This is a genomic window from Bacillus thermotolerans, from assembly GCF_000812025.2.
GTDB classification, from domain to species: Bacteria; Bacillota; Bacilli; order Bacillales; family Domibacillaceae; genus Quasibacillus; species Quasibacillus thermotolerans.
The window spans coordinates 20,733-47,282 of the sequence record NZ_JWJE02000031.1; the positions used below are offsets into that span (position 1 = coordinate 20,733).

At 47.6% G+C, this 26,550-nt stretch carries 21 protein-coding genes and 1 riboswitch; of the genes, 7 read left to right on the forward strand and 14 right to left on the reverse strand.

Annotated elements, in window-relative coordinates; translation table 11 throughout:
* Positions 1-5: 5 nt before the first annotated feature.
* Positions 6-1,511: a tripartite tricarboxylate transporter permease gene (locus QY97_RS12400; RefSeq protein ID WP_039233959.1), complete on the forward strand. Its 1,506-nt coding sequence runs from the start codon at positions 6-8 to the stop codon at positions 1,509-1,511.
* Between the two features lie 626 nt (positions 1,512-2,137).
* Here the strand turns inward: QY97_RS12400 and QY97_RS12405 are convergent.
* The 6 genes from QY97_RS12405 to QY97_RS12430 form a co-directional block, all read right to left on the reverse strand.
* Positions 2,138-3,727 (reverse strand): class I adenylate-forming enzyme family protein, encoded by a 1,590-nt coding sequence (locus QY97_RS12405; RefSeq protein WP_232506293.1) that lies wholly within the window; start codon positions 3,725-3,727, stop codon positions 2,138-2,140.
* Between the two features lie 20 nt (positions 3,728-3,747).
* A complete protein-coding gene (locus QY97_RS12410) occupies positions 3,748-4,929 on the reverse strand; it encodes an acetyl-CoA C-acetyltransferase (protein WP_039233962.1) in 1,182 nt (393 codons plus the stop codon).
* Between the two features lie 12 nt (positions 4,930-4,941).
* Positions 4,942-5,721: an enoyl-CoA hydratase/isomerase family protein gene (locus QY97_RS12415; protein ID WP_039233964.1), complete on the reverse strand. Its 780-nt coding sequence runs from the start codon at positions 5,719-5,721 to the stop codon at positions 4,942-4,944.
* 15 nt (positions 5,722-5,736) lie between these two features.
* Positions 5,737-6,615, reverse strand: coding sequence for a 3-hydroxyacyl-CoA dehydrogenase family protein (locus tag QY97_RS12420; RefSeq protein WP_039233968.1), 879 nt, complete (start codon positions 6,613-6,615; stop codon positions 5,737-5,739).
* Between the two features lie 27 nt (positions 6,616-6,642).
* Complete coding sequence (locus QY97_RS12425; RefSeq protein WP_039233971.1) at positions 6,643-7,779, reverse strand: acyl-CoA dehydrogenase family protein; 1,137 nt, start codon at positions 7,777-7,779, stop codon at positions 6,643-6,645.
* Positions 7,780-7,993: 214 nt separating this feature from the next.
* On the reverse strand, positions 7,994-10,222 hold the full coding sequence (locus tag QY97_RS12430; RefSeq protein ID WP_039233974.1) for a helix-turn-helix domain-containing protein: 2,229 nt from the start codon (positions 10,220-10,222) through the stop codon (positions 7,994-7,996).
* A 254-nt stretch (positions 10,223-10,476) separates the two neighbouring features.
* Here QY97_RS12430 and QY97_RS12435 point away from each other — a divergent pair, with 254 nt between their 5' ends.
* Together QY97_RS12435 and QY97_RS12440 are read left to right on the forward strand one after the other, a co-directional pair.
* Complete coding sequence (locus tag QY97_RS12435; RefSeq protein ID WP_039233977.1) at positions 10,477-11,241, forward strand: IclR family transcriptional regulator; 765 nt, start codon at positions 10,477-10,479, stop codon at positions 11,239-11,241.
* Positions 11,242-11,406: 165 nt separating this feature from the next.
* Positions 11,407-11,892, forward strand: coding sequence for a hypothetical protein (locus QY97_RS12440; RefSeq protein WP_039233978.1), 486 nt, complete (start codon positions 11,407-11,409; stop codon positions 11,890-11,892).
* A 119-nt stretch (positions 11,893-12,011) separates the two neighbouring features.
* Here the strand turns inward: QY97_RS12440 and QY97_RS12445 are convergent, their stop codons facing one another.
* The 6 genes from QY97_RS12445 to ytvI form a co-directional block, all read right to left on the reverse strand.
* Positions 12,012-12,572, reverse strand: a complete 561-nt coding sequence (locus tag QY97_RS12445; RefSeq protein WP_039233981.1) for an MEDS domain-containing protein — start codon at positions 12,570-12,572, stop codon at positions 12,012-12,014.
* A gap of 249 nt (positions 12,573-12,821) precedes the next feature.
* Positions 12,822-13,811 (reverse strand): ABC transporter substrate-binding protein, encoded by a 990-nt coding sequence (locus QY97_RS12450; RefSeq protein ID WP_039233984.1) that lies wholly within the window; start codon positions 13,809-13,811, stop codon positions 12,822-12,824.
* Positions 13,812-13,856: 45 nt separating this feature from the next.
* A complete protein-coding gene (locus QY97_RS12455) occupies positions 13,857-14,657 on the reverse strand; it encodes an ABC transporter ATP-binding protein (RefSeq protein ID WP_039233986.1) in 801 nt (266 codons plus the stop codon).
* A 1-nt stretch (position 14,658) separates the two neighbouring features.
* Positions 14,659-15,750 carry a FecCD family ABC transporter permease gene (locus QY97_RS12460; RefSeq protein WP_052728972.1) on the reverse strand — a complete coding sequence of 364 codons (1,092 nt, stop codon included), beginning with the start codon at positions 15,748-15,750 and terminating at the stop codon, positions 14,659-14,661.
* A gap of 214 nt (positions 15,751-15,964) precedes the next feature.
* A riboswitch (cobalamin riboswitch) is annotated at positions 15,965-16,163 on the reverse strand.
* A 179-nt stretch (positions 16,164-16,342) separates the two neighbouring features.
* Positions 16,343-16,690: a DUF4260 domain-containing protein gene (locus QY97_RS12465; RefSeq protein WP_039233988.1), complete on the reverse strand. Its 348-nt coding sequence runs from the start codon at positions 16,688-16,690 to the stop codon at positions 16,343-16,345.
* Positions 16,691-16,967: 277 nt separating this feature from the next.
* Positions 16,968-17,999: a sporulation integral membrane protein YtvI gene (ytvI, locus tag QY97_RS12470; RefSeq protein WP_039233990.1), complete on the reverse strand. Its 1,032-nt coding sequence runs from the start codon at positions 17,997-17,999 to the stop codon at positions 16,968-16,970.
* Positions 18,000-18,166: 167 nt separating this feature from the next.
* Here ytvI and msrA point away from each other — a divergent pair, with 167 nt between their 5' ends.
* From msrA to QY97_RS12485, 3 genes are read left to right on the forward strand one after another with little or no spacing between them, the layout of a single operon-like run.
* Positions 18,167-18,709 (forward strand): peptide-methionine (S)-S-oxide reductase MsrA, encoded by a 543-nt coding sequence (gene msrA, locus QY97_RS12475; protein ID WP_039233993.1) that lies wholly within the window; start codon positions 18,167-18,169, stop codon positions 18,707-18,709.
* Between the two features lie 47 nt (positions 18,710-18,756).
* A complete protein-coding gene (gene pdxR, locus QY97_RS12480) occupies positions 18,757-20,190 on the forward strand; it encodes a MocR-like pyridoxine biosynthesis transcription factor PdxR (protein WP_456297781.1) in 1,434 nt (477 codons plus the stop codon).
* 24 nt (positions 20,191-20,214) lie between these two features.
* Entirely contained in the window at positions 20,215-21,282 is a 1,068-nt protein-coding gene (locus QY97_RS12485; RefSeq protein ID WP_039233998.1) for a DUF3900 domain-containing protein, read from the forward strand.
* A 258-nt stretch (positions 21,283-21,540) separates the two neighbouring features.
* Here QY97_RS12485 and QY97_RS12490 read toward each other — a convergent pair whose 3' ends face one another.
* Together QY97_RS12490 and QY97_RS12495 are read right to left on the reverse strand one after the other, a co-directional pair.
* Entirely contained in the window at positions 21,541-22,224 is a 684-nt protein-coding gene (locus QY97_RS12490; RefSeq protein WP_039234001.1) for a hypothetical protein, read from the reverse strand.
* Between the two features lie 602 nt (positions 22,225-22,826).
* A complete protein-coding gene (locus QY97_RS12495) occupies positions 22,827-24,776 on the reverse strand; it encodes a DUF2075 domain-containing protein (protein ID WP_039234004.1) in 1,950 nt (649 codons plus the stop codon).
* 410 nt (positions 24,777-25,186) lie between these two features.
* Here QY97_RS12495 and QY97_RS19605 point away from each other — a divergent pair, with 410 nt between their 5' ends.
* Complete coding sequence (locus QY97_RS19605) at positions 25,187-26,215, forward strand: S-layer homology domain-containing protein (protein ID WP_052728973.1); 1,029 nt, start codon at positions 25,187-25,189, stop codon at positions 26,213-26,215.
* Positions 26,216-26,550: the final 335 nt, after the last annotated feature.

Consider the following 26,550-nt stretch of genomic DNA (forward strand, 5'->3'; position numbering starts at 1 on the left):
TGTACATGGATTCTGTTATCTCACTACTCCAAGGGTTCGAAACCGCCTTCACTTGGTGGAATCTGCTCTTTTGTTTAGCAGGAGTCACCGTCGGGATGTTTATCGGTGTCCTTCCCGGTCTCGGACCCGTTGCCGGTACCGCTCTTTTAATTCCGATCACCTATGGAATGGAGCCGGTATCCGCTATTATTATGCTGGCGGGGATTTATTACGGAGCCATGTATGGAGGCACCATCACTTCCGTTCTTTTGAACGTGCCGGGTGAAGCAGCCTCCTTGATTACATGCATTGACGGCTATCAATTAGCGAAGCAAGGAAGAGCCGGCACCGCCCTTGGTGTGGCAGCCATCGGTTCCTTTATCGGCGGGATTGTCGCCGTATTAGGTTTAACCTTTATCGGTCCCGCTCTTTCCTCCTTTGCCTTGCGATTCGGTCCGCCTGAATTTTTTGCGATGATGATGCTCGCCTTGCTGATGCTCGTGGCCTTAATGGGCAAGTCGCTTATCAGGGGACTGATTGCCGCGGTGATCGGGCTATTCATCGCTATGATCGGCATGGATCCGGTCAGCGGCGTTATCCGTTTTACGTACGGTCAGTTAGAGCTCTTGGACGGGGTTGATTTCACCGTCGCCGCCATGGGACTATTCGCCGTATCGGAAATTTTGCTGAACGCGGAACGCTCCATGAAGCTCGATAAGCCGGAGAAAATTTCGCGCATGCTCCCCGAGCAAGGCGAGTGGCGCCCAACGATGACATCGATCGGCAGAGGCACAGGGATTGGCATGACACTAGGATTAATCCCGGGAGCGAACTCTGTCATCGCCTCGATTGTTTCTTATACAACGGAGAAGAAAATAGCGAAGGATCCTTCCCGCTTCGGAAATGGAGCCATTGAAGGCGTCGCTGGACCTGAAACGGCCAACAACGCTCACAGCGGTGCGGCGCTTATCCCGCTGTTCACGCTGGGCCTGCCAAGCTCCCCGGTCATGGCGATTATTTTAGGCGCCTTTATCATGCACGGACTGACACCCGGCCCTGCCCTATTTACAAGCAACCCTGATTTTGTCTGGGGGGTCATTGCCAGCATGTTTATCGGAAATGTCATCCTTTTGATCATGAATATGCCGCTGGCCGGAATGTGGGCAAGAATCGCCTTGGTTCCTTACAAAATCATGTTTCCGCTCATTTTAATCATTACGCTGCTTGGTACGTACAGCGTCAGAAACAGCTTATGGGATGTGACACTGATGATTATATGCGGAGTGATCGGCTATTTAATGAAGAAGCTGGATATTCCCATTGCCGCAGCCTTATTAACCTTTGTTTTAGGCTCACAAATCGAATCCTCCCTTTTACAATCGCTTTCGATCTCGCAAAACGGATTCTGGATTTTCTTTACCCGCCCGATTTCAGGCGTCATTATGGGCATTGCTGTTCTTATCTTGATCTTCAGCGTATTCAGCGGCATTAAAAATCGAAGAGCGAACTTAGCGAGCGACATCGAAATATAGGGACATATTCACCTACAAACGGATCGGTGCAGGGAGATACAAAGCTGGTCTCACTGAACGAAGTGTGTGTCGAAAGCATCGCCGTCACCTCTTATCTTTTATTGATTGCCTACAGTCTGAGAGAACCCAAGAAACGGGTTCTCTTTTCTTATGAAGCTGTTTTTGTAAGGTTATTAGATTCATGGAATAGTTAGGGAATTTTCCGTTATGCTAAAGTAAAGGCTTAACCATGAAGACACGTATGAAAAGGATCATCTAGTTATTACTAGTACTTATATTCATGATGTCTTTCTCTGTTCAAGCATGACCTTGGGCATATCCTTTTGGTGTTTGGGAAGGAAAGGTTTATGAAGGGAGACAAGAAGAACAGACCGAAGACAGTGAGACTGGTAACACTATAGGGGAAGTAATATATGAACCCGGATGAGAGGAGTGGAAATTGTTGCGGCAATGCTTCCAACCATTATCCGGAAGGAACCACGCACTATGAAATAATAAAGACATCCACTTCTGCTGCTATTGTGATCATTGCCCTTGTTATAACCGGGCTTATGCTCTGAAACTACAAAGCCACAAAATAAAAAGGATAATCAGCTCTCCTTATCTGCTGATTATCCTGTACATGATTATCTTAATTCGGCACTTAATACTTGCTCCATCTCCTTTTTCAGGGCGGTTTTAATTATTTTACCTGAAGCCGTCATCGGCAGATCTTTTTTAAAGAAAATTTTATCCGGCACTTTGTAGTAAGCGAGATGCCTCCCGGCGAAGTCCTTCAGCTCATCTTCGCTTCTCTCTCTCCCCTCACGCAGACGAATCACCGCACAGGAGATCTCTCCCAGCACGGTATCCGGCAGCCCGATGACAGCCGCTTCTAAGACGCTTGGATGAGTGTAAAACACTTCCTCAATTTCGCGTGGATAAATATTGTAGCCGCCCCGGATAATCATTTCCTTCTTCCGTCCAACAATCCGTACATACCCTTCTTCATCAATGGCAGCCATGTCTCCGGTATAAAACCAGCCGTCCTGATCAAAGGCCTCGGCTGTCTGCTCAGGCATCTGGTAGTAGCCCTTGGCGAGCCCTATACTGCGGCAGGCAAGCTCCCCGACTTCTCCGACCGCTGTTTCCTTTCTGCTGCTGTCGACCGTCTTCAATTCCACACCCGGCAAGGCCCTTCCGACGGTTTCTGCTCTGATTTCGTCTTTATCGGCAAAGTCGGTCATCGTGACGTTCGCGGAGGTTTCTGTCAGACCGTAAGCCACAAGAATGTCGCAGCCCATCTCTGACCGGATCCGCCGGACAACTTCCACTGGACACGGAGCAGCAGCCATCTCTCCTGTTCGCAAGGAGGACAGGTCGAAGGAAGAAAAAGCAGGATGGTTCAGCTCTAAAATAAACATCGTTGGCACGCCCGGATGCACGGTAACTTTCTCCTCCTGAATCAGTGACAGCGCCTGTTCTGCCTTGAACGTCTCCATTAACACGAGACGGGCACAGGACACAACGGTACGCAGCACGAACATCATGCCCATCACGTGAAAAAGCGGCACAGGAATTAAAAACACATCCCTTTCCGTGCATTGCATCTTTTTCGCTGCTGCCTGCGCAATCGACACGAGGTTTTGATGCGTCAGCATGACTCCCTTCGGCTTGCCCGTTGTGCCGGATGTGTACAGAATCACGGCAAGGTCTTCCGAAGCAGAAAGGGACGGACCATCAGCCTCGAAGATTTCTTCTTCGTTTAGCAGCTTCCTGTAGCTCTCCAAGCCAGATGCTTCAAAGCGGACGGCAATTAAAGATGTCAGGGAGCAAAGACGCTTCTGCACCTCTGTAAATTGCTGAAGATGATCAATGCCTTGAAACTCCTTCGCCAAAAAGGCCGCTTTGGCACCGGAATTTCTTAATATATACTCGATTTCCTCGGTGCGGTAGCTCGTGTTTAACGGCACGAGGATGGCGCCAATTCGGGAAATCGCAAATAGTGCAACGATGCATTCATGCCAGTTCGGCAGGCAGACAGCGACGCGATCCTCTTTTTGAATCCCCAGCTTCTGAAGGCCTCGCCCGAGAAGAGCTGCTTCTTTGAACAGCTCTTGATAAGTGAGGCGCCTGCGGCCGTCACAGATCACTTCTTTTTCCGGATGAATGCGCACAGCGGCTTCTAACAAATCCTTCACAGTACGTGGATCGTTTGTCTGTTTAGCCATCTTCATCCCCTGCCTTTCCCTCCTGATCATAGAAGCTCCCAAATCGCCGCGATTCCCTGTCCACCCCCGATGCAGAGCGAGGAGGCCCCATACTTCTTTCCGCGGCGGCGCAGCTCATAAATAAGAGAAAGAGAGATCCTTGCTCCGCTGGCTCCTAACGGATGGCCGAGCGCCACCGCTCCGCCGTTTACATTCCCGATCTCCGGATCAAAGTCCAACAGCTTCTGACAGCCAAGATACTGGGCGGCGAACGCCTCATTGATTTCAATTAAATCTAAGTCCTGAATGCGCATATCCGCTTTTTCCAGCGCCTGCCGGATCGCGGACACGGGACCGATGCCCATCAATTCCGGTTCCACACCAGTAATGCCCCAGGATACAAGCCGAGCAAGCGGCTTCAGCTCTCTCTTTTCAGCGTAGGACGAAGAAGCAAGAATCACCGCCGCGGCCCCGTCATTAATGCCGCTGGCGTTCGCGGCAGTCACGACCCCGTTTTCCTTAAAACGGGCAGGAAGCTTACACAGCTTCTGAACATCCGTCTCACGCGGATGTTCATCCTTATCTACCATGATCTCATCCTTCCTCGTCTTCACAGCAACAGGAACAATTTCTTCCGCAAACGCCCCGCTTTCGATTGCCGCCAGTGCCTTTTCGTGACTTCTGACTGCATATTCATCCGCCATCTCTCTTGATATTTCATATTTTTCCGCAATATTTTCCGCTGTCATCGCCATCGTGCAATCTCCGTACGGATCATACAGCGCTTCCCATAAATAATCGGCCATCGGTGCCTGGCCGAGCGGAATTCCCCAGCGGGCGCCCCGGATTACATGCGGAATCTGGCTCATATTCTCCGTCCCGCCAGCAATCGCGACCTGCGAGTCCCCGACGAGAATGGATTGAGCGGCCGAAACAATCGCCTGCAAACCGGAGCCGCATAAGCGGTTGACCGTCAGGCCCGGCACACTCTTTGGCACGCCGGACTTCAGCCCGACGTGGCGCCCGACGAAGATGGCGTCGGAGCTCGACTGAATGACATTCCCCATGACCACTTGATCGACTTCCTCGGGATCAACCTTTGACCGAACCATGGCTTCTTTGGCGCTCGCTGCCCCAAGCTCAATCGCAGAGACATCGCGGAACGACCCTCCGAATTCTGTGAAGGCGGTCCGTGCGCCGTCGATTAAAACGATTTCTTCTTTCCCCATCCTGCTTCCCCCTTACACTCCGCTAAAATTAGGTTTTCTCTTTTCAATGAACGACTGCATGCCTTCCATCCGGTCCTGCGTGGCAAACGCATTCCCAAAGCAAGCCATCTCCACATCCAGCGCGGAGTTCAAGTCGACCTGCGCTCCTGTGTTGACCGCTTTTTTCATCATTCTGACCGCCATCACCGGCTTCTCTGCCAGCGTCCGCCCCCATGCCTTCGCAAGGTCCAACAGCTCATCCTGCGGCACGACCTTGTTCACTAAACCGATCTCATACGCTCTTTCTGCCGTGATCATTTCCCCAAAATACAATAGTTCCTTCGCCGCTGTTTGGCCGACGAGCCGCTGAAATCGCTGCGTGCCTCCAGCGCCGGGAATGATGCCTAAATTTATCTCAGGGAAGCCGAACTTCGCCGTCTCCGAGCAAACCCGCAAGTCGCAGGCGAGAATCAGTTCGCTGCCTCCGCCTAAAGCCACCCCATTGACCGCGGCAATTATCGGTTTTGAGAGCCGCTCCATTTTCTCAAGCACCGCCCGGCATTGTTCGTTCTTCTCCAATATTTCGATGCTCGTTAAATCAACCATGTCGCGGACATCGGCGCCTGCGGCAAACGCCCGGTCTCCTTTGCCCGTCAGAACGACCGCACGCACATCGCTGTTTTGCTCCAGGCGGTCCATGACATAGCCTAATTCCTCGAACAGCTGCCAGTTTAACGGATTATACGGAGGGCGGTTTAACGAAACAACCGCCACCTTCTCTTCGATCACGCATTCTAGTAATTGCACTTTCATGGCGTTCACCCTTTCTTATTTCGTTGTGCTCGTTAAATCTTTCTCATAGTTATAAAAGCCGGCCCCTGTCTTTCTTCCAAGCCTTCCCGCCCGGACTAACTGGCGGATCGACAGCGGGGCGGCAAAGCGGTCGTCTTTAAACTCTTCATAAAAGTAATCCATCACGAACAACCCAACTTCTACCCCGCCGAAATCCTGAAGCTCAAATGGACCCATCGGATAATTCAGACCCAGCTTGACCGCCTTATCGACGTCCTCTACAGAGGCGACCCCTTCCTCCACAAGCCGGATCGCTTCAATAAACTGCGGGATCATAATCCGGTTGACGATAAACCCCGGCGAGTCTTTTTTCACTTCAATCGGCTCTTTTCCAAGCTGCTGCGCCAGCTCCATTAACGCCTGAACCGTTTCATCGCTCGTTTTGTAGCCACGTACAACTTCCACGAGCTTCATGATTTGCGGTGGGTTAAAGAAATGCATGCCCGCTACCCGGTCCGGCCGTTTCGTCGCTTCTGCGATGACGGTAATGGACATAGAAGATGTATTCGTAGCAAGAATGACGTCCTCCGGCATGATTCGGTCGAGCTCTGCAAATACCGCTTTCTTCGCATCTAGGTCTTCAATGATCGCTTCAATGACGACATCGGCCGGCTTTAAATCCTCCAGGCTTGTGGTGAAGGTCACACGCTCAAGCGTCTCTGCTTTTTGCTCCACCGTCATCCTTCCTTTAGCGATGCTCTTATCCATAAATGTCTCCATCGCTTGAAGAGCCTTTTGAAGATAGACTTCCTCCACATCCCGGACAATGACCTGACTCCCCGATAAAGCGGCTAAATGGGCAATGGCTCCTCCCATCGTTCCTGATCCGACAACGCCTACCGTTAATACACTCATCCCGTTTCCTCCTCTTTTTTTAGGCTGTTACGCCAAAATTTCCTTCGCAATGACGACCCGCTGAATTTGATTCGTTCCTTCATAGATCTGCATGATCTTCGCATCCCGGTAATACTTCTCGACCGCGTATTCGCGAATGTAGCCGTAGCCGCCGTGAATTTGTACCGCATCTGATGCCACCTTCATCGCTGTGTCTGCGGCGAAGCATTTCGCGTAGGAAGCGTGGGAGGCGGACGGACGGCCTTCCTGCAGCAAAGCGACCGCCTTATGGACAAGAAGCCTCGCTGCTTCAATGTTCATTGCCATGTCCGCCAGCATAAATTGAATCGCCTGATGGTTCGCGATCGGCTGGCCAAACTGCTTTCGTTCCTTTGCATACTTAACGGCCTCTTCGTACGCTCCCTGAGCAATGCCAAGGGATTGGGCACCAACCATGGGGCGAGCGTGAGCCAGCGCTTTCATGAAAATCTTAAAGCCTTCTCCCTCTGCGCCGATCCGGTTCAACACCGGCACGCGTACGTCGTTAAAGATGACAGAAGCCGTATTGGATGCGCGAATGCCCATTTTCTTCTCTTTCTTTCCGATCAGAACCCCTTCTGATTCTCTATCCACGACTAAAGCGATAAAGCGGTTCGAGCCTGCGTACCCTGCTTCCTTTGCCAGTACGACAAAGAAATCGGCGTAATTGGCATTCGTAATAAAGCACTTTTCACCATTCAGTACATACTCCTCGCCGACTTTTCGGGCAGTTGTCGACAGGCCATTCACATCGCTCCCTGCCTGCGGCTCGGTCAGCGCAAAGGAAGCATACATGCTCCCCTCTGTCAGCAGCGTTAAATAGCTTCTTTTCAGCTCCTCATCTCCGCCGACGAGAATGGGGTAAGAAGATAGCGAATTCGCCTCGACGGACGTCGCAATGCCTGCGCATCCTCTCGCCAGCTCTTCCACAATTAACGCGTGCGACAGCTTGTCAATGCCCGGTCCCCCGTACCGCTCGGGAATCGCCAGGTTGAACAGCCCGCATTCTCTCAGCTTCTGCATCACCTCGTGCGGAAATCGTTCCTCTTCATCATAGAGCCTTGCTTGCGGCACGATTTCCTGATCGACAAAGTCTCTTGCTAATGACTTGACCGCCAGCTGCTCATCCGAAAATTGAAAGTCCATGACCCCTCACCTCCAAAGATTCACTTAACGTTTGATGTAAGAATTCCAGAGAAGTTATGTAAGTGTTTGATAGGTTGATTATAGAAAGAATAGCAGGAGACGGATAGGTACACGGTGTATGAATGAAAAGACGGTTTTTCGTACATGATTGACGAATCGGAGACATAAAAAAAACAGACCCTTCATACAGAAGGCTCTGTTTATATGAGCTGGTTTAATGGATAGAGTGCTCATTCGCATAGTATAAGTCGTACAGCTTGTAGGCGATCATCAAATTCAGCCTCGTCTCCGCATCATCAATATCTAATTCAAGAATATCCCTGATCCGCTCCAGACGATACCGCAGCGTACTTCGGTGAATAAACAGCGCCTCCATCGTCTGCTTCCAGCTTCCATTGTGATACAGATACATGCGCAGTGTATGAAACAAGTCCGCTCCCTTGCCATCCATATACTCGATTAGCGGCTGCAAGTACGTCTCAATAAAAAGGAGCGCTACCGATGAATCCTTTAAATGATTTAACAGCGTATACGCCCCTAAGTCCTCGAAAAGCGCAAAGCCCTCCTCCTGAAAATGGCGGGAGACGACGTTATGCGCCTGAAGAGCCTGCTTGAAGCAGAAGAAGTAGTCTGTCAGCTTTTCCGTTTGACCGCCCACACCTATATACACATTCTGCACGGCCTCATCGCTAAGCCCTAACGGCCCGACAGTGTTATAGAGGGATTGCCAGAAAGCCTTGGCATTCCCTACTTCCTTCGCCGCCGGGACAATGAGAAGAAACTGTTCCCCTCTTCGCGTCAACACGATATCCGAATCAAATGCCGTCAGGCGCTCTTTAATTTGCTCCCACGCCTGCGATTTCCGCGCCTCTTTATCTAACAGGTTCGCCTCTCTTCGTGCCGTCTCTTTCATGTGGATAGTCAGCACGGCAATCCGGTGAGGGGCAAATACGTTCCAGTTAAATAAGCTCGCTGACTCAATGATCTTCTCCTGATCTTTTATCGTTTCCTGAAATAATTGGTTAATAAAGCTGTCCTTTACCTTCTCCTTTGTCTCCATGACAAGCTTCTGCTTAATAAACTGAATCGCATAGACGTTCAGCGCGTGCTCCATCGTCACCCGAAGAACATCGTCCAGCTCCTCTCTATTCATGAAGACCGCCAGATACCCTAATAAATCGCCGCCCCCGATAACAGGCCAGAGACCCACCTCTCTCTCGGCTCCGTCTGATTGTTCCAGCCATTCGCCTCGCTTCCCCATTCTTTTTACTTGCTCCTGTCTCTTCTGAATCTGTTCGAGAAGCACAGACAAAGGAAGCTCCTCCGCCTCCTGCAAATGATGAGAGATCGGTCTCAGAAAGCGGTCAAACAATATAACGGACCGCGAAAAAAGCGTACTAAGCGTGCGGGAAATCTCATCGAAGCTCTCCCCATCCAATGTCTGCTTGACGAGCTCCTGCTGATGGCCCATGAATGCCTGAAGACGCTGTTTCAGCTCGCTTTCCATCTGGTACAGCCGGGCATTTTCCAGCAGGGCGGCGACATGGTGGCACAGAAAGGAAAGAAGCTCCATATCCTCACTTGTGAAAAGACCATTTGTCTTTTTTTCCGCATGAAGCACACCGATCGTTTTCTCATGAACGACAAGCAGCACGGTCAGCTCTCTCCCCCCAGGCTTCTCTAGAAACGGAAAGAGGCGTGCTAGTGTGTCGCTCTGTGCAAGAGGGATGGTTTCCGCCTTTCTTCCTTCGCCTACATACGGCCTTTGAAGAAGAAAGCTGTGCTGCGGCTCATCATATAAATAAATATACGCTTCATCCGCTCTCGTCCCCCTGCAGCAAAGCTCGAGCACCTTTTCGACAAGCTGTTCCAAAGAAGAACCAGGGAAAATGTTTTCATTAAACCACTTGATGCTTTTCATCTTTTTCGTATCAATTTCCTTCATATGGGCCAGCTTCATAGCTGTCGCAATGTCTTTGCCGAACTCAACAAAAATCCGCTCCGTTTCCGTAATTAACGGAACGAAATTATAAAAGCCAATGATACAAAAACCAAGACTTTCCTCCCCATCCTTCAAAGGCAGCGTAAACCACGTCGTGATCTGTTCTTGCTTCATGATGTTCTGAAAGTCACATTGAAAGCCGTCTTCTGTCTTTTCTACATCCCAGCCCTCGGCGAGAATGTTCGGCGAGCATCGGTCCAGCCGAATAGGAAAGGAAGCTTCAAAGCCATCACTGCCGCCTCTCCACGCCTTCGGATACAGCCATTCTCCATCCTTTAAAATGATTGCGACGAAATCACACGGCAGCTCTGCCCAGAAGGAGGTGATTGCATGATCCAATGTTTCCTCAAGCGTATCAAACCCCACAAGCCGGCGGGCTGTTGTTCGCAAATGCCCCTCTATTTTCTCTACTAATTGTTCACGTTTGCTTAAACGGTTCATCGAATAATAATCCCCTTTTACTCGTGAAAATGCCCCCTCGCCCTTGCCTGATCATCACAAGAACTCTTGTTTGTAACTTATTCTGTATGGGCGGTCTATTTCCTTTTTCATTGTCTCTTTCTTTTTCAAAACGGTACTGGTCAGTTAAATGTGTACTATCTACCGGTTCACTATTCGCTCACATTCCATTTGCTTTTTCTTCTGAAATACTAGACAATTTCCTTAGGAAGAGTTGAAGAGGAGAGAACAGAACGATGAACAAGCCGAAGAATACATCCATGATCCAATCCCTGCAAATTGGCTTTCAAATTGTGGATCTTATTGCTGAGCAGGACCATCCTTTAAAATTTACCGACATTCAGGAACTGTCCGGTATCACGAAAAGCAATCTATATAAATATTTAAATACGCTGACTTATTTAGGGCTCGTCTACCGGGATAAGAAGCAGGGCACGTATTCGCTCGGCAGCAAGCTGATTGAGTACGGGATGCTGGCGATCGGGAGCCAGGACGTGATCGGCACGGTGACCCCTTATTTAAGAGACATCAGCCGTCATACCTCGCTCTCCGCCCTGGTCGCTGTATGGACACAGGACAGTCCGGTTATTGCCAATATTTCAAGCTCCAATGCGACGCTGAACATTGGCGCCCAGATCGGAAACCGCCTGCCGCTTCATTCCGCCACCGGAAGGATTTTCTCTGCCTTCCAGCATGAACATGAAATGAAGGAATGGAAGCAGACAGCACTAGAGAAGCTGCCGGAAGCCGAGCGGACAGCCTTTGAGGAAGAGGAAGCAAAGATTCAGCGGGAGCATTTTGCGTACACGGCCGAACCGTTAGTTAAGCACGTCAGCTCCTTCAGCGTCCCGCTCCTCAAGTATGACAGCGAGCTTGTCGGCGCTTTAACGGTTGTCGGCTTCTCCACCGACGTTCCGAAAACCCCTCATCATGAAACGAGCCGCTACGTCTTACAGTGCGCGGAGGAAATTTCTGAATCGTTCGGTTATCGAAAACAATAACAAACACCAAAAAAACAGCCCCTCCTTATCCATTGTCAAGCTGATCGGGAGGAGGCTGTTTTTGTTACGGAGTCAAAATACAAGGATTTAAATCCTTGTACGGTGAAATATACTGAAACACCTTGAAAATTCAGTTACTTAACGAATGAGGCAGGTGCTTCTAGTATGAGTAAATCAGCTAAAATGACCATCGAGTTTTTCACTGGATATGTATTATTGATGGCCTCTTTGATTAGTACAGCCCTATTTGCAGATATCGATCAAACAACCTCCCCCATTCACACCACTGAATCGAGCCCTACATTTAAAGAAGAGTTCATGGAGCATGAACGCAAAGCGGAAGAAAAAAAGAATCAAGAACAGGAGCCATTATTTCACGTATCCGATGAATTCGCTATGACGGCCGTTACAGCCGGGGCTATAGCGGACATCGTGATTGCGATTCTATGGGCTAGAAAGGAGAATCGGAGGTTAAAGGGAGAAGAAATCCCCAGCAAAAAAAGATGGCGGGATACGAAATTATTTTGGAATATAGTCGCTATGGGGGTGATCCAGCCGAAAAATAGTCAATACTCCATCAATTGGCTGAACCTGATTAGTGTCACCATCCTTCTCCACGTTTTGTTTTATCTATTATTTACGAAAAATTAAAACTTCTTTAATCATCGAGTGCTTTAATGAAATAAGAGCGAATCTCAAAAACAACAGCTTGGGCATCCCCAAGCTGTTTGGTGCGCTCATTATCTTATTCAGCCTGCCGCCTCTCTTCTTTAGCTTTGTTTCAAATTGACCGCTTCATGATCTGTCAGCACGATCCCGTGGCAATTGATTAACCGTTCCTTTAAGGAATCAGGCGTTCGCCCGGCATGATACGCACATACGGAAATAATCCCTTTTTCATTGGTTATGTTGTCCACTTCTTTTTCATATTCCTCGATGTACTGATGTATTTCTTCATTTTCTCCCCATTCGATCAGTCCCCAGGTGCACACCGATGCCCCTTCTTCTAGAAGCGGTTCGGTGTTTTCTAAGAAATTCTGAACAATCGTTTGAGGATTAAAGCTCTTATTAAAGTAATAAAAGTCATAATTATTTATGCAGTGCAAGAACCCTCGTTCTTTCTCATTGAGTTCTTTTTCTAACCGCCTGTTTATGAGAAGCATATTTCGATCATTTTCGAGAAGTAAAATGTGGTCACCGTTCCTTATCCCCGTAACGATAAAGGAAACGACGTTGTTGATGTAAGTGATTTCATTATCGTAGAAATAACAAACATGTCCACTGTTCCCTTTTTTCAAATCCTTCATTATCTCTACAATTGCCTTGCTCACCATAACTCCTCCCTATGTATTGTTGCCTATCTGTGCAAAAAACTGTATATCATACCTTTATTTTTCTAGCCCGTCTCCTTTGGGAATGGCCGTTCGTCGTAATATGCGTCTCATAGTACAATAATTATACGTTTTTGTATATCCTGAATCCACATAAAAAAGTACACCACGCTCACTCGTGATGTACCCTTTTCATATATGTGCCGCATTGCTTGTCTTTCATGTGACAAAGCAGGGTTCGATGGTTCCTTATTCAAACCTCTCAGGATAAAAGCCCTTCGCCAATTCCTCAATCGCTATCGGCCCTCTAACCCCTTCAGCGGCTGCGGACAGCGGCAAAACGATAAAGCGTTCTTCCTTAATCGCCGTCACCCCGCGAAGCGCCGGGTGGTTGAGCAGGAAGTTCTTCTTCTGTTCAAGCGTCGTATCTCCGTAATCAATAATCACGATCACTTCAGGGTCGCGCTTTACGACCTCTTCCCAGGAAGCGCTCGCCCATCCTTTTTCAATCTCACGAAAGATGTTCTCACCGCCGGCTAACGTGATCATTTCATTCAAAAAGTTCTGCCCCGCGGTAAACGGCTCCTTCTCTCCGCTGTCATAGACGAACACACGGACCGGCTCTTCTACATCCTTCACTTTGGAATGGATTGCGTCCATTTTCTCCTGCATCTCACGGGTTAACGCTTCTGCCTTCTCCTCTACACGGAAGATGCGCCCGATATTTTGAATGTCGGCAAACACATCGTCCATCGTGGGCGCATTCGTGTTTGAGGAGGCTTGCGTGTACGCTTGGATACCGAGCTGCTCCAGCTCCTCTACGGAACCGAGCGCTTGATCAGCAAACGCGCTTTTCCAGCCGGCGTAAACAAAATCCGGCTCCGCACCTAAAAAGACCTCCTGGCTAGGGTACTGCTCGGACAGCACCGGCACCTTTTCATACGCTTCTTTCAGCGCCGGAAGAATGTCGTCATCTAAATACGCCGTTCCTACCATAGAATCCTCCAAGCCAAGCGCCAGCATAATTTCCGTCGCATGCTGGTTTAAGCTGACCGCTCGCTGCGGCGCTTCCTCAAAGACAATCGTACGTCCCATATTTTCAATCGTGACGGGTTCCGTCTTTTCCCCGCTCGCCTTGGCGTTCGTTTCCTCTGGCGCTCCTGTCTCACCGCAAGCGGCCAGGATCCCTATCATAAGAATGATCATACTTACCAATACACGGTTCTTTACCTTTGTCATCTCTGTTCCCCTGTTTCTTTATATTTTTTTATACCACTCATCCACTTACCGGGAAGCCGCCAGCTCCGGACGACTCACTAGGCCGTCTGGCAAATACGTAATGTGCACCTTGTTCGTCACCGGATGGATCATCACATCCGCTTCCACCTGAAACACCCTTCTCAGCATCCCTTTCGTCAGCACGTCCAAGGGCTTGCCGGCCTCGACGATCTCGCCTTGATTCATCACATAGATAAAGTCGCAATAGTAAGCCGCGATATTCAAGTCATGCAGCGCCGCCGCGACTGTGACGTTCAATTCCCGGGCGAGATTTAAGATTTGCAGCTGATGGTGAATATCGAGGTGGTTCGTCGGCTCGTCCAGCACGAGCACCTTCGCTTCCTGCGCAAGGGCGCGGGCGATCATGACCCGCTGCTTCTCCCCGCCTGATAAGGAGGAAAATGTCGTATGCACATACTTCGCCATTCCTACCTTCTCCAGGCACTCATATACAATGTCACGGTCCTTCCGTGAATCCGCTTCAAGAAATTTCTTATGAGGGGTGCGCCCCATCGACACGATTTCCGCTACGTCAAAGTCGAATAACGACGGTGTGTCCTGGCTGACGACCGCGACGTTCTGTGCCACCTTCCGGGATGGCAGCTTGAAGATGTCCTTGCCTTCGAGCTCAATCACCCCTGCATCCGGCTTTAGTACGCGGTATATATTTTTCAAAAGAGTCGACTTCCCGCTCCCGTTCGGCCCGATGATGCCGACGAATTCCCCTGAATGAACCCTCAACTCAATGTCCTTCAAAATCTCCCGGCCGCCGATACAGCTAGTTACGTTTTTTACGGATATGTTCATTTTACTTCTCGCCTCCAAACGAATACGCGCTTCTTCTTAATAACCATAGGAAAAAGGGGCCTCCGCAAAGCGCGGTCACAATACCGATCGGCATTTCCTCAGGCGAAATGACGGTTCTCGCGCATATATCCGCCCATACGAGGAAAATGGCCCCGACGAGCGCACTGATCGGCAGCACGGTCCGGTGATCCGACCCCATCACTAAACGGACAATATGCGGCACCATTAATCCGACAAACCCGATCGAGCCGCATACCGACACGATCACGCCTGTGAGCAGCGCCGTCACGACAATTAACAGCTTCCGAAAGTGCTCCAGACGAATGCCTAATGTGACGGCAGCCTCTTCTCCCATTAACAAAATGTTCAAGGAGCGGTACTGGGACCATAAGAAAAGAAACCCGATGAGCGTGACAGCGGCAGGAATCGGGATGAACGTCCATTTCGCTCCAGATAAGCTCCCCATCATCCAAAACATTGCCGTTTTAATGCCTTCCTCCTGCGGGGCGGAGATCACGATAAAGCTGGTTACCGCTGAAAGAATCATAGAAACGGCGATCCCTGCCAATAAGAGCCTTACCGTTGAAATCTTGCCGCCGACCTGGGCAAGGAAGAATACGAGAATCATAGACAGCAATGAGCCTAAAAAAGCGGCCGTAACGAGCGCGTATGGCCCAAAGATCGAAAACGCGCCAAAAAGAATGACGAGTGTGGCCCCAACCGATGCCCCCGAGGAGACACCTAATATGTAAGGGTCCGCTAAAGAATTTCGTACGAGCGCCTGGATCGCGGTGCCGATCACGGCTAACCCGGCCCCTGCGATGATCGCGAGCAGTACCCTCGGAAAGCGCAGGTTCCATACAATGTTCTCCTCTGCCACCGACCAGTCCGGCGTGATGAACGCTTCCAGAGGAAGAGTTTTAGACAGCGCAATCTCCCACACCGTTACGGGATGAATCGGCACGGGGCCGATCATGATTGACAGTGTCATCGATGCCGCCAACACTGCCAGAAGCAGCACAGCCGCCGTATACAGAGACACTTTTTTTCGTACCGTTATGTGTTCTTTTTCTACCGCCAGCTGTTTGTCCATATGCCTTTGTCATCACCTCTTATTAAAGGCCGTAAGCCTTCCATATAAAACTTCATACTCGAAACGGGTGAATAGAAAACGAAAAAACAGCCAATAAAAAAAGCACTTAAACCCGTGAGAGCTTAAATGCTTACCTTAAAGAGCAGACGCCTGTATGTAAAAGTGCGGCTATTGATCCTTTCCGTAAACACCTCCCTATATCCCGTAGTTCGATTCGTGTTTTGTTAAACAGGCAGGTCTCCTGACTTATCTTCCTTGCTGCCTGCGCCTTCCCGCTTTTGTCATAAAAGCAGTGGCATTCCGCAGGCCGCTCCGAATTACAGTGGCGGGAACCGTGTCGGATTTGCACCGACTTCCCTTTTAAGCTATCTATCTGTATCGATAGGCATAGCACCTGTTTAACCCGTATGAAGTTTCTTCCATCTTACCATAGGCCCATGCTGGCGTTCAATCACCAATCTCGCCTATCGGCAAAGCCGATTACTCTTGTTGATTGGAACGGAAGACGCGCAGACTCCCGCAGGCTCACCGCCCGCCCCGCGGAAAGCGAAGCGTCTGGAGTGGAAATGGGCAGCCCCCGCTTGAAAACAACTTACACTCTATTTAAATGTGTATCTTTAAAATGAGTGGAATATTTAAGCCCGTAACCAATGGCCCGATCCATCCCGATATGAGCTGACCAAATTAACCCGACGGCCAGCACCAATGGATACGATAGGAGTAAACCTACTATTACCATAGTAATCGGTAAACTATAAGTATGAAACATATTATAGCATTTCGCTCCAACTTGATTGTTAACTAAATACCCGATCATTGAAATATCAGGCGCTAACAATAATAGGAAAAACATCCCCCAGCTGTACTCATTCACAGCATAAAGATATACACTTAACACTAAAACGGCCAGCCCTTCCGTGTGTAGCATCATTTTATTCATCTCTGTTTCCCCTCACGTTTCCATGTCATGTGTAAATAGTTGGTTACATAAACTACATCTTCTTTATTAGATATTACGGCTCCGTTCGTTAAAGAACGGAACTTCCATAATATTTCGGAATACCAAATGGCAAATAAAATAGCACCCTATTTGGCACGATGACAATATCCATTGTCAAGGTGTTAATCAGGGTGCTATTGGCTAGGCTATTTACACTGTTTCTCCACAAAAACGGAACGACTTACGCGTAACCTGCGGCTGGCTTCTCTTCCTCTCGCTAAATCTTCCATTTGCTTTTAATAATGCCGGCTTCTCTTAGCGTGTCATACACAATCACGAGTGCCGGTCCGACAAAGAAGCCGATAAAGCCGAGGATTTTGAACCCGACAAACAAGCTGACGAGCGCCGCGAGCGGCGAAATTCCCATGTTGCTTGAGTAGACCTTTGGCTCCAGCGTTCGGCGAACGACCGTGATCACGATGAACAGGATAATTAACCCGATCCCCAGAAACTGATTGTCCTGGAAGAAGCTGAAGACCGCCCACGGCACAAGCACCGAGCCCGTGCCGAGAATCGGGAGAATATCGACAAACACAATGACGATCGACAGGAGCGCCGCATACGGCACCTGCAAAATCAACAAGCCAACAAAGGCCATAACGAAAGTGGCGACACTTAAGAAAATTTGCGCTTTAATAAAGCCGACCCCTGCCCGGTTTAATTGGGAGGTGACTAAATAAATCTTCTCCTTCGTCGCTTCCCGCAGGTGACGCTCCGCCTTGATCCGTAATCGGGACAGCTCCAGGCTGAACAGGAACACAGCGATTAAGTACACGAGAAACTCGATCAAAAAGCCCGGAATCGCCGCCGCAAGGCCAAACAGCCACTCGACGAGTCCTTGAAGCATTTGTGTCGCTGACTGGAGCGTATCCTCGAGTGTCTGCTCGAACGATTCAAACACATCAATCGGCAAGGATTTAAAGTATTGCTCAGAATCTCGAATAAATTGCTTCAGCGACTGTTCATAGAAATTGTTCGCAAACGCCGGGGCCTTTTGTGCCAGCGATACGACCTGGCTGACGAACAGCTGCACGACAAACCAGACAAACAGCAAAATAAACAGCACATACAGAATGAACGTGACAAGCACGGCACGGAACCGCGGCCATTTAAACCGCGTCATGAACCATTTTACGGAGTTCTCCAGCAAAATAGCGGTAACCAGTGCCAGCACGAACGGCAAGGAATACGGGAGTAAGAAAATAATGAGTAAAACTAAAACAAGAATCGTAAACCATCTTTTGATCATCTTTTCATCGTCGGCTCCTCATTCACAACTTATAAATATGTAATAGTTCTATCATAAACTATTTCTCTTCTTAAAGCACTTCTTATCTCTGCAGAAAAGTGGAAAATTTCTAAGGTGAGTGGTATGATGGACTATTATTTCAACTGATTGACAAAGAGGTGTACAATATGACAAATCATATAGAAAAAGCGACATTTGCCGGCGGCTGCTTCTGGTGCATGGTAAAGCCATTTGACCAGTGGGACGGCGTCCACAGCGTGGTATCCGGCTATACAGGGGGACACGTGGAAAACCCGACGTACGAGCAGGTGAAATCCGGAACGACCGGCCACATGGAGTCAGTAGAGATTACATATGATCCTTCTCTCATTTCTTACCAAACCATCTTAGATTTATACTGGCCGCAAATTGATCCGACCGATGACGGCGGACAATTCCATGACCGCGGCGACTCGTACCGGACGGCGATCTTCTACCATACGCCCGAGCAAAAGGAGCTGGCGGAAGCATCAAAGAAAGCGATTGAAGACAGCGGACGGTTCAATAAACCAATTGTGACCCGCATCCTGCCAGCGTCCACTTTCTATCCGGCAGAGGAAGAGCATCAGGACTTCTATAAGAAGCAGCCGGAGTATTATAAAAAAGACCGCGAGAAATCGGGCCGTGATGAATTTATTGAAACTCACTGGACCGGTGAGCGTGGCAACTAATTTCCCTGAATGATATGATAATAACAGCATCAAAGACAGGGAGATAAATAGCTATGGCATCTAAATTAACGAAATCTGAACATGTCATTCAATCGATAAAAAACTACATCGCGAGCGGTGAATGGCCGATGGGGAGCAAGATCCCGAGCCAGCGCAAACTCGCGGAAATGTTCTCGGTCAACCGCTCCACGATCGTCGCGGCGCTTGAAGAGCTGAAAAAAGAAGGCTTGATTGAAGGCGTCATGGGCAAAGGCACGATCGTCGTCAACAACACGTGGGCGCTGCTTGCGGCAAGCCCGCCGTCTGACGTGGACAAGCAGGCGGCCTTTACCCCGCCGAAGCCGCCCTCTGCCCCGGCGGTCGAGATCGAGGAAAAGAAAAAGCCGGAGAAGTTCATTGATTTAGGCAAAGGCGAGCTCGCCCAGGACATTTTCCCGGTCGATAACATGCAGCAGGTGATGATGCGCCTTGCGGAGAGCTTAGAGCCGTTCGGGTACGAACAGCCGAAAGGGTACTTGCCGCTCCGGGAAGCGATCAGCGGCTACATGAAGAAGCAAGGAACGGACGTCTCCCCTGATTCGATCCTGATCGTCTCCGGCGCCCTGCAAGGCCTGCAGCTGATTGCGGCCGGCCTTCTGCATAGAGGCTCGTCCGTCCTGTTAGAACAGCCCTCTTACCTGTATTCCCTTCAGGTGTTCCAGTCAGCCGGCATGAGTCTTTCCGGCCTGCCGATCGATGAGGAAGGATTGAAGACCGACGCGCTCGCGAAGAAAAAAGCAAGCGGCCCGTCGTCGATTCTCTACACGATCCCGTGCTTCCATAACCCGACCGGCACGCTGATGAGTGAAGACCGGCGAAAGGAGCTGCTTTCGATTTGTCAGGAGAAGCGCCTGCCGATCATTGAAGACGATATTTTCCGGGAGCTCTGGCTCGACGCCCCTCCCCCGCCGACTCTGCAGTCATTAGATGAAAGCGGACGGGTGTTATACATCGGCAGCTTCTCGAAAACACTGACGCCAGGTCTCCGTATTGGCTGGATCGCTGGACCGGAACAAGTGATTGATAAGCTCGCTGAGATCAAAATGCAGACGGACTACGGCTCGAGCTCGCTGTCCCAGCTTGTGGCGGCAGAATGGATTTCAAGCGGCTTGTATGAAAACCACTTGTCCTTTATCCGCGAAGAGCTCAAGAAACGGCGGGCTGCGGCTATTGATGCGCTCAACAAGTATATGAGCGACCTCGCGGAATGGGACGTGCCTACCGGCGGCTTTTTCATGTGGCTGCGGCTGAAAAATGGCGTGCGCATTCATAACCTGTACGAGCGGGCATACGAGGCCGGCGTCATTTTGAACCCGGGCAGCATTTATACGAACCAGTCCGTCCCGGCGCTCCGCCTCTCCTACGGCTATGCGACGACCGAGGATTTCGAGGAAGGCATTGAGAAGCTGCGAGACATCATTCTAGAGAGCTTAAACGAGTAAACCATTAAAAAACAGGTGATATGAGTGGATTTTACGATTAACTATTTATCCTTCTTCGTGATTCATGTCGACGACAAAGGAGAAAACAAACGCGCCCAGCTCTTTCAGACGCTGGGCGAAGATGATTATGAAAACAGCCCGTTAAAGGACTTTTTGGACGGGGAGTTCACGAAGATTGCGAAGCGGAAGGTCGACCGGCACCCCAAAGCCGAACAAGCCCCGACGAAAATCGGCTTTTTTACGGCAGAACCCGGCCACGACTTAACGTCCAACCCGAACTACAACTTATTCGCCAAAGCGAAAAACGCCTACTCGCTTTTGGAGTTCCAGGAGGCGAGTGAACAGTTTGCGACGCTTTACGCGCAGACAACTGCCGCACGCGGCGGCGTCTTTATCGTCGCGAAGGCCCAGCTGAAAAAGTATTTCGACGACCCGTTCGTCTTTATTTTAAAATGCGACTTCGAACCAAAGGTCGCCTCGATTGCTGACCCGTCGTCGTTGATCCAGCACGTGGAGCTCGCGATCACAACGAAAAACATGAAGTCGATCCAATACCCGTACATGCCCGAAGAAGGCATGGTCGAGGAAGGCGAATTAAAAATTCACCAGGCCTCCCACGCCCGCTACTTCGAGGACTTCTTAAAGTACATTGATTATGAGCAGTCCATGCCTGAAATTGTGAAAACACAGGTCATGGACTTTGTACGGGAAACGGTGATCGAAGACTTTGAGGATGAAAGCCCCGAACGAGCGGAATTCGAGGAAGCGATGGAAGTCTGGGCGGACAGCCCGAAACGCGAGCTGCAGGAACGCTTCACGACCGAAGAAGTCGTCGAAGCCGCCACCCGTCTGACTGAGCACACGCCTGAACTCGAGCTGAAGATGAAGCTCGACCACATGTCTGTGAACGCCATGCTGTCGGACTTCGGCGAATCCGTCCACCTCGCTAAGCTCGGCAACCGCTACGTCGTCCTCATGGAAGCGGACTCCGTCATCTTTGAAAAAGGCTTCTCCCCTATTGAATTCCTGAAGCCCGAGGATCTGCATGAGGTGATTGAGAAGGTGCGGAGGAAGCAAGGTAGTGGGGTTTGAGGGTAATATTGAAGAGTTATAAGTTTAAATGAAAAATGATTTAAAACGTTGAGATAACTGAGGTTACAAGGGGCATTATGACCACAGTTTTGACAGCAAAAAATATAAAAAGGTAGGCTTAAAGCTGGTGTTTTAAGTTTCTATTTAATCGAAGTATCTCTTTTGAAACAGTATTTTTATCGCTAGAAATCCTATCTCCTTTTTGAGGGATAGGATTTTTTCGTCAAAAAGCAACCTTCCCAGTGCAAATTATTATACTTAATCTTCCCCGAATTCTTCGATTGAAAAGAACTCTAGAAATCGCCTTCCGAAACTTGAAATCTTTGTTTTATATTTAACTCCTCCTTTATCATCATCAGTAAATCTACCACCATCTATTTCAACAATCGCTTCTTCTAACAAACCTAATCGAATTAATTTGGTGATTTGATATTTTTCGATTGCTTGTTGCTCTCTATACCTTTCTGATCGCATTTCTTTTTCACTTGGAAGCTTAATATTTAATTCCAAAGACCTTCTCATTTCATATGGCATGTACTTTTCAACAAATATCATAATATCACTATACCTTAGTTCGGATAATACATCATAATAATGGTAAATTCGCTCGATTTCTTTCAAATGATTATCAATTATGTGTTCTAAACCATTAAAAATAACCTTTGCTTTTAAATCTTCATCATCTTCCATTAGTTTTTTTACAATTAGCGGAAAAACTTCTTGCTTATAGAAAATTTCATTTTCACTTAGTTCGATTTTTCTCTTTAAGACTTGTAACTGCTGTTCGTTTTCATTCATTCGTTTTTGAAGTTTCATCATTTGATATGACTGATACACTTTCCCGATAGCTGGTGCTGCTCCCAAACCAATGTCTATTGCTGTATCTGCCATTGTACCCTCTTCTATTCCCAGCATGTCTTTAAGATAAGCAACTGGCTCCATCTTCTTCACCCTCCCCGTCTGTTGATTATTATATTTAATAAAGTAAATCAAGAAGTCTGTGAAAAGCAACTTACTTTTCTGTTGTAAACAACTAATAACTTCCAAGTTTACTATTCCGTGTGCACTATAATAATTCATCAACTCACATAAAATAGCCTTATAGCACCTTGAATACTGTACAACTACCTTATTACTCCACCCGCCTTCGATTAGCACTGATTCTTATTAAGAAATTCAATTACGATATCGACCCTAATTTCTACTGGTTCAAAAGGTTATATCCTCTTCAATAACACCTTATGAAACTTGAGGACTTCGGGAAACTTTGACTGTCCAGATTTACATTTTCCGGATTCGGAATAACATTTAACCTTACTATTTAATACCACATACATAGCAGAGCCTTAAATATATGAAAAAGAGCAGTAAATCAGTATGCTACTCTTTTTCGTTATTGAATTTTTAATTGATTTGTTTTCTTAACTCTTTTCCCGACATTAGCTCAATACTACTTTACTTTATATATTGTTACTCATTGATTATGGATAATTTCTTTTGCAATTTGATTAGTGCAAACTTAAAAATGTACTTTCCATATCTAATTAATTGTAACCTTCTCCCTCCTCAGCAACCCTCGATAAATCCTTAAAAAACTCGTTTTCTTCATAATTGTGTTGTACTTCTTTAATCCGCTTCACGAGGTACTCTTCCAATTCTTTATCGGTACAATAGATAAAGCAGCCCTTCTGCCCCCGGGTCATTAAGGTTCGATACGTGTTACGGATAATCTCGTCTGCCAGCTTTTCCGCTTCTTCCTGATTCTCTTTTAGCATTTTCTTCAGGCCACGTAAGGAATTATCCGTCTTTGCCCGCTTTGTATGGTCCGTTAATACTTCTCCATCCCTGCAAATGAGGTCCTCGCCGATGATAACACCGACATAATCGAATTCGAGCCCCTGACATGTGTGTATACAGCCAATTTCATTCACTGACTCTTCATCAATGGCCCACGTGTCGGAGTTATTTAGGTTCCAGCTCTTGCTAAACTGGTATTCAGGAATTTGGATGTCGTGAAAGTCGGAGTTCGCCTTCCCCTCTTTTACCCAATCCCAGCAGTAGCCCGCCACCATTCGTGACCTATTATTCTTTTTATTGAGCTGTTCGATTTCTTCGTACAGCTCTTTTGGATCCTTGTATATCCTGAAGTCATAGTTAGTCCCCATATAATTTGCATTAGCGGTTTCCCGAATTTGGAGCACATCATCGAGCCAGCTGATGTAGCCGTCTGATCCATTGCAGCGAAACTGCGATTCCAGCTTCATCGTTGTGATATTGCCGCCTAACTCCTCTGAAAACCTCTTAATCGCCTCTATACTTCCAATGTCCTTTAATGTCACCCGCTGTCGCTCATCAATAAAAAAGATGGACAGCTTAGAAGCATTCATGATTTCCTTAATTTGATTTTCGCCGAGGTTACTGAATAAACCGGACTTCTCATTTAACCGGTGTGCCTCATCAACAATCAATACATCAAATTCATCTTTTGGCGCCTGGATGTAGCTTCCCGAGCCTTTAAATAAATTATCAATATGCCCCTTGCGAAAGTTTTGCTTCAGCTTTGTCGCATAGACGTTTCTTGGAGCGGCATTTTTCGTTACATACTGGGCCACAAGACTTCGGTTGGTTGCCTCTACTAATAGATTAATGGCGAGAACTGATTTTCCCGTTCCAGGACCGCCCTCTACGACCAAGACTTGTTTCGTGTTTGTCCGCAGGGCTTCATTTGCGAGCTGTAAAGCCGTTTCAAAAACGACCTTCTGATCATCCACCATCACGAACTCCTGATTTCCCTGCAGCATGCTGTTTAGTGAGTCCTGCAGTGACTTCGACGGGCGTATTCTTCCTTTATCAATCATATACAGAATTTCCTTGTTATCCCCATGCTTGATATACCTTTTAATGAAATCACGCAGCTTGCCGGAATCCCCTTTAACAAAGACGGGTGCCTCTTTAATGTAATATTCATAAATGGGGTCAGTAAGAGGGTCCTTTGCCCCTTGGTTCAAGTAATTGTGCAGGTATGTACAAGGATAAAGCTTCGTGTCCTTTTGCTGCATATTTTCATTGTAGTCTTTTATTAACGCAGCATAGGACCAGGCTTGATAAGACGGATGAGTCGTCTCATGCAGGCCCCGGTTAAGAGCCGTTTTCACAATCGCTTCCTTGCCCTGCACCTTCTCAACCTTTTCCCATTGCTTCAATTCTACAATGACTACGGATTGACGCGATTTCCTATCCAACCCGGATATGAGAAAATCCACGCGCTTCGATGTATGAGGAATTTTGAACTCAATCGCTACTCCCGCATCGTTAGGAATCTCCTGATCGCTTAATACTCTATACATATATTGCATCGAGTTATCCCAAGACCGCACTTCTCGCTCATTGATTCGCCCAATCTTATCCGTATAATTCTTGCAAATATTATTGACCAATTGATCATCAAAAACATCACTTAGAAACTCTTCTTTTGTAGCTTCATAGATAATCATTATGTCCCCTCACTTTTTATTTACTATCTTCATTAATCTTGCTTGATCGAATAATGAATGTGTAAGACAACCAACAGTGGGCTGATGGTTCAGTTTACACGCGGCTTATTTATTGTGATACCCAAATACCTCCGATGAAAGCAAGTAACACCAATAAAAAAGTACTATGTACACGTTAACAAGCTAATGTGCATGATAGATTTCTTATTTCCACATTTATTTAAACTATTTAAATATTAACTATACATAAGTCTTTGTATTTAGTAAAATATGCTTAATAATTAAAGAAATACATAGCCATGGAGACTTATTTAGAAATCAAGGACTCATTGGGAGCTAGCAGAAAAATAGTTTAACCATTCATATAGTGCCTCTGGAATTATCTTTATGTACACAGAAAGGGTGTAACCATGAAAAAGTATGCTGTTTTAGTCTTTTTATCTGCAATTCTCGCATTCACATCACTTGGACAGGAAGCATCAGCAGCCTCCCGTTTTAAGGATGTGCCCTCCACCTATTGGGCCAGTAAGCAAATAGAATACTTATCTGCGAAAGGAATTATTAGTGGATATAATAACGGAGCATTTGGGCTGCATGACAAAGTCACTCGCGCTCAAGTAGCTATCATGATGAGTCGTGCCTTAAAGCTAAAAACAACTAACGTAACAGATCCGGGATTCGGAGATGTGAAGAAGAATTTTTACGCTTATAAGGAAATCGCAGCTGTCACAAACGCCGGCATTTTCCCGAAATCAAGCAGGTTTGAGCCAAACCGGGCGATGACTCGTGGGGAAATGGCACTGGCTCTCGTGAAAGCGTTCAAGCTTTCAGGAAGTTACTCCGGACCAATTTATGATATTAATCAAAATACCGCTCTCTTTAGAGCTGTTGACGTCATGGCCGCCAATAAGATTACGACCATCGATGAAAGAGGCCGATACTTACCTAACCAGCAGCTGACACGTGTCCAGTTTTCGGTCTTCCTAGCAAGAGCCATGGATCCTAAGTTCCGGCAGCTTGCTGTTCAAAGAGACTTTTTAGCGAAAGCGAAGAACGGTCAGGTTGGTACTTGCTCCATCCCTTATCACCATACAAAAACGATAAAAATGGTTAATAAGAAACTGGGGCAGCCTCGTGACGAATTTTATTGGGCAGGAGGGTTTGGTCAGCATTATGGAGGTTGTATATATTACTTTGAAGATGATATAAATCCGAATGCTAAAATGACGGCTATTGAATACCTGCCGTATGATCCGGATTTAACTCTAGCCAAAGCCCAACAAGTTCTCGGCAAGCCAAACGCTGAATGGTATGACGACATCGATGGAGACGGCTGGACGATCTATTACGATTTAGGCCGGTATGGTGTTATGATGAGCGCGTACGAAAAGCATGAACCAATTAGTATTATTACTTTTATAGGCAGTTCATGGTTCTAAAATGAATACCCCATAGGTAGCTGCCTATGGGGTATTTTATTTGTTGATTTCATAGCCTTTGTGTTGAATCACTTCTAAACTATTCTTTATTCCAAGGTTTGAAGTAATTCCGAAGCATGTTAAATTTGTTAGGCCTCCCCTCTTTGAAGCCCTCGCGTTACCTTGCAATGACCTTGCCTGCACGATACTAGACTATTATAATTTTCGAGACATAAAAAAGCCGATTCCCAATTGGAGGATCGGCTAAAGTGTACCCTATAGAGTAGACACCAAAAAAAGTCTACCTATAGGGTACTTTTTTGTATAATTAAGAAACACAACTAGAGATAACATGG

Excerpts from the sequence above, each read along its gene's own strand:
- QY97_RS12425 (WP_039233971.1), bottom strand. The coding sequence starts at position 7,779 with ATGGACTTTCAATTTTCGGATGAGCAGCTGGCGGTCAAGTCATTAGCA.
- QY97_RS12495 (WP_039234004.1), bottom strand. The coding sequence starts at position 24,776 with ATGATTATCTATGAAGCTACAAAAGAAGAGTTTCTAAGTGATGTTTTT.
- ytvI (WP_039233990.1), bottom strand. The coding sequence starts at position 17,999 with ATGATCAAAAGATGGTTTACGATTCTTGTTTTAGTTTTACTCATTATT.
- QY97_RS12490 (WP_039234001.1), bottom strand. The coding sequence starts at position 22,224 with ATGGAGCCAGTTGCTTATCTTAAAGACATGCTGGGAATAGAAGAGGGT.
- QY97_RS12455 (WP_039233986.1), bottom strand. The coding sequence starts at position 14,657 with ATGAACATATCCGTAAAAAACGTAACTAGCTGTATCGGCGGCCGGGAG.
- QY97_RS12450 (WP_039233984.1), bottom strand. The coding sequence starts at position 13,811 with ATGACAAAGGTAAAGAACCGTGTATTGGTAAGTATGATCATTCTTATG.
- QY97_RS12400 (WP_039233959.1), top strand. The coding sequence starts at position 6 with ATGGATTCTGTTATCTCACTACTCCAAGGGTTCGAAACCGCCTTCACT.
- QY97_RS12460 (WP_052728972.1), bottom strand. The coding sequence starts at position 15,750 with ATGGACAAACAGCTGGCGGTAGAAAAAGAACACATAACGGTACGAAAA.
- QY97_RS12435 (WP_039233977.1), top strand. The coding sequence starts at position 10,477 with ATGAACAAGCCGAAGAATACATCCATGATCCAATCCCTGCAAATTGGC.
- QY97_RS19605 (WP_052728973.1), top strand. The coding sequence starts at position 25,187 with ATGAAAAAGTATGCTGTTTTAGTCTTTTTATCTGCAATTCTCGCATTC.
- msrA (WP_039233993.1), top strand. The coding sequence starts at position 18,167 with ATGACAAATCATATAGAAAAAGCGACATTTGCCGGCGGCTGCTTCTGG.
- QY97_RS12465 (WP_039233988.1), bottom strand. The coding sequence starts at position 16,690 with ATGAATAAAATGATGCTACACACGGAAGGGCTGGCCGTTTTAGTGTTA.
- QY97_RS12430 (WP_039233974.1), bottom strand. The coding sequence starts at position 10,222 with ATGAACCGTTTAAGCAAACGTGAACAATTAGTAGAGAAAATAGAGGGG.
- QY97_RS12405 (WP_232506293.1), bottom strand. The coding sequence starts at position 3,727 with ATGAAGATGGCTAAACAGACAAACGATCCACGTACTGTGAAGGATTTG.
- QY97_RS12410 (WP_039233962.1), bottom strand. The coding sequence starts at position 4,929 with ATGGGGAAAGAAGAAATCGTTTTAATCGACGGCGCACGGACCGCCTTC.
- QY97_RS12415 (WP_039233964.1), bottom strand. The coding sequence starts at position 5,721 with ATGAAAGTGCAATTACTAGAATGCGTGATCGAAGAGAAGGTGGCGGTT.
- QY97_RS12440 (WP_039233978.1), top strand. The coding sequence starts at position 11,407 with ATGAGTAAATCAGCTAAAATGACCATCGAGTTTTTCACTGGATATGTA.
- QY97_RS12420 (WP_039233968.1), bottom strand. The coding sequence starts at position 6,615 with ATGAGTGTATTAACGGTAGGCGTTGTCGGATCAGGAACGATGGGAGGA.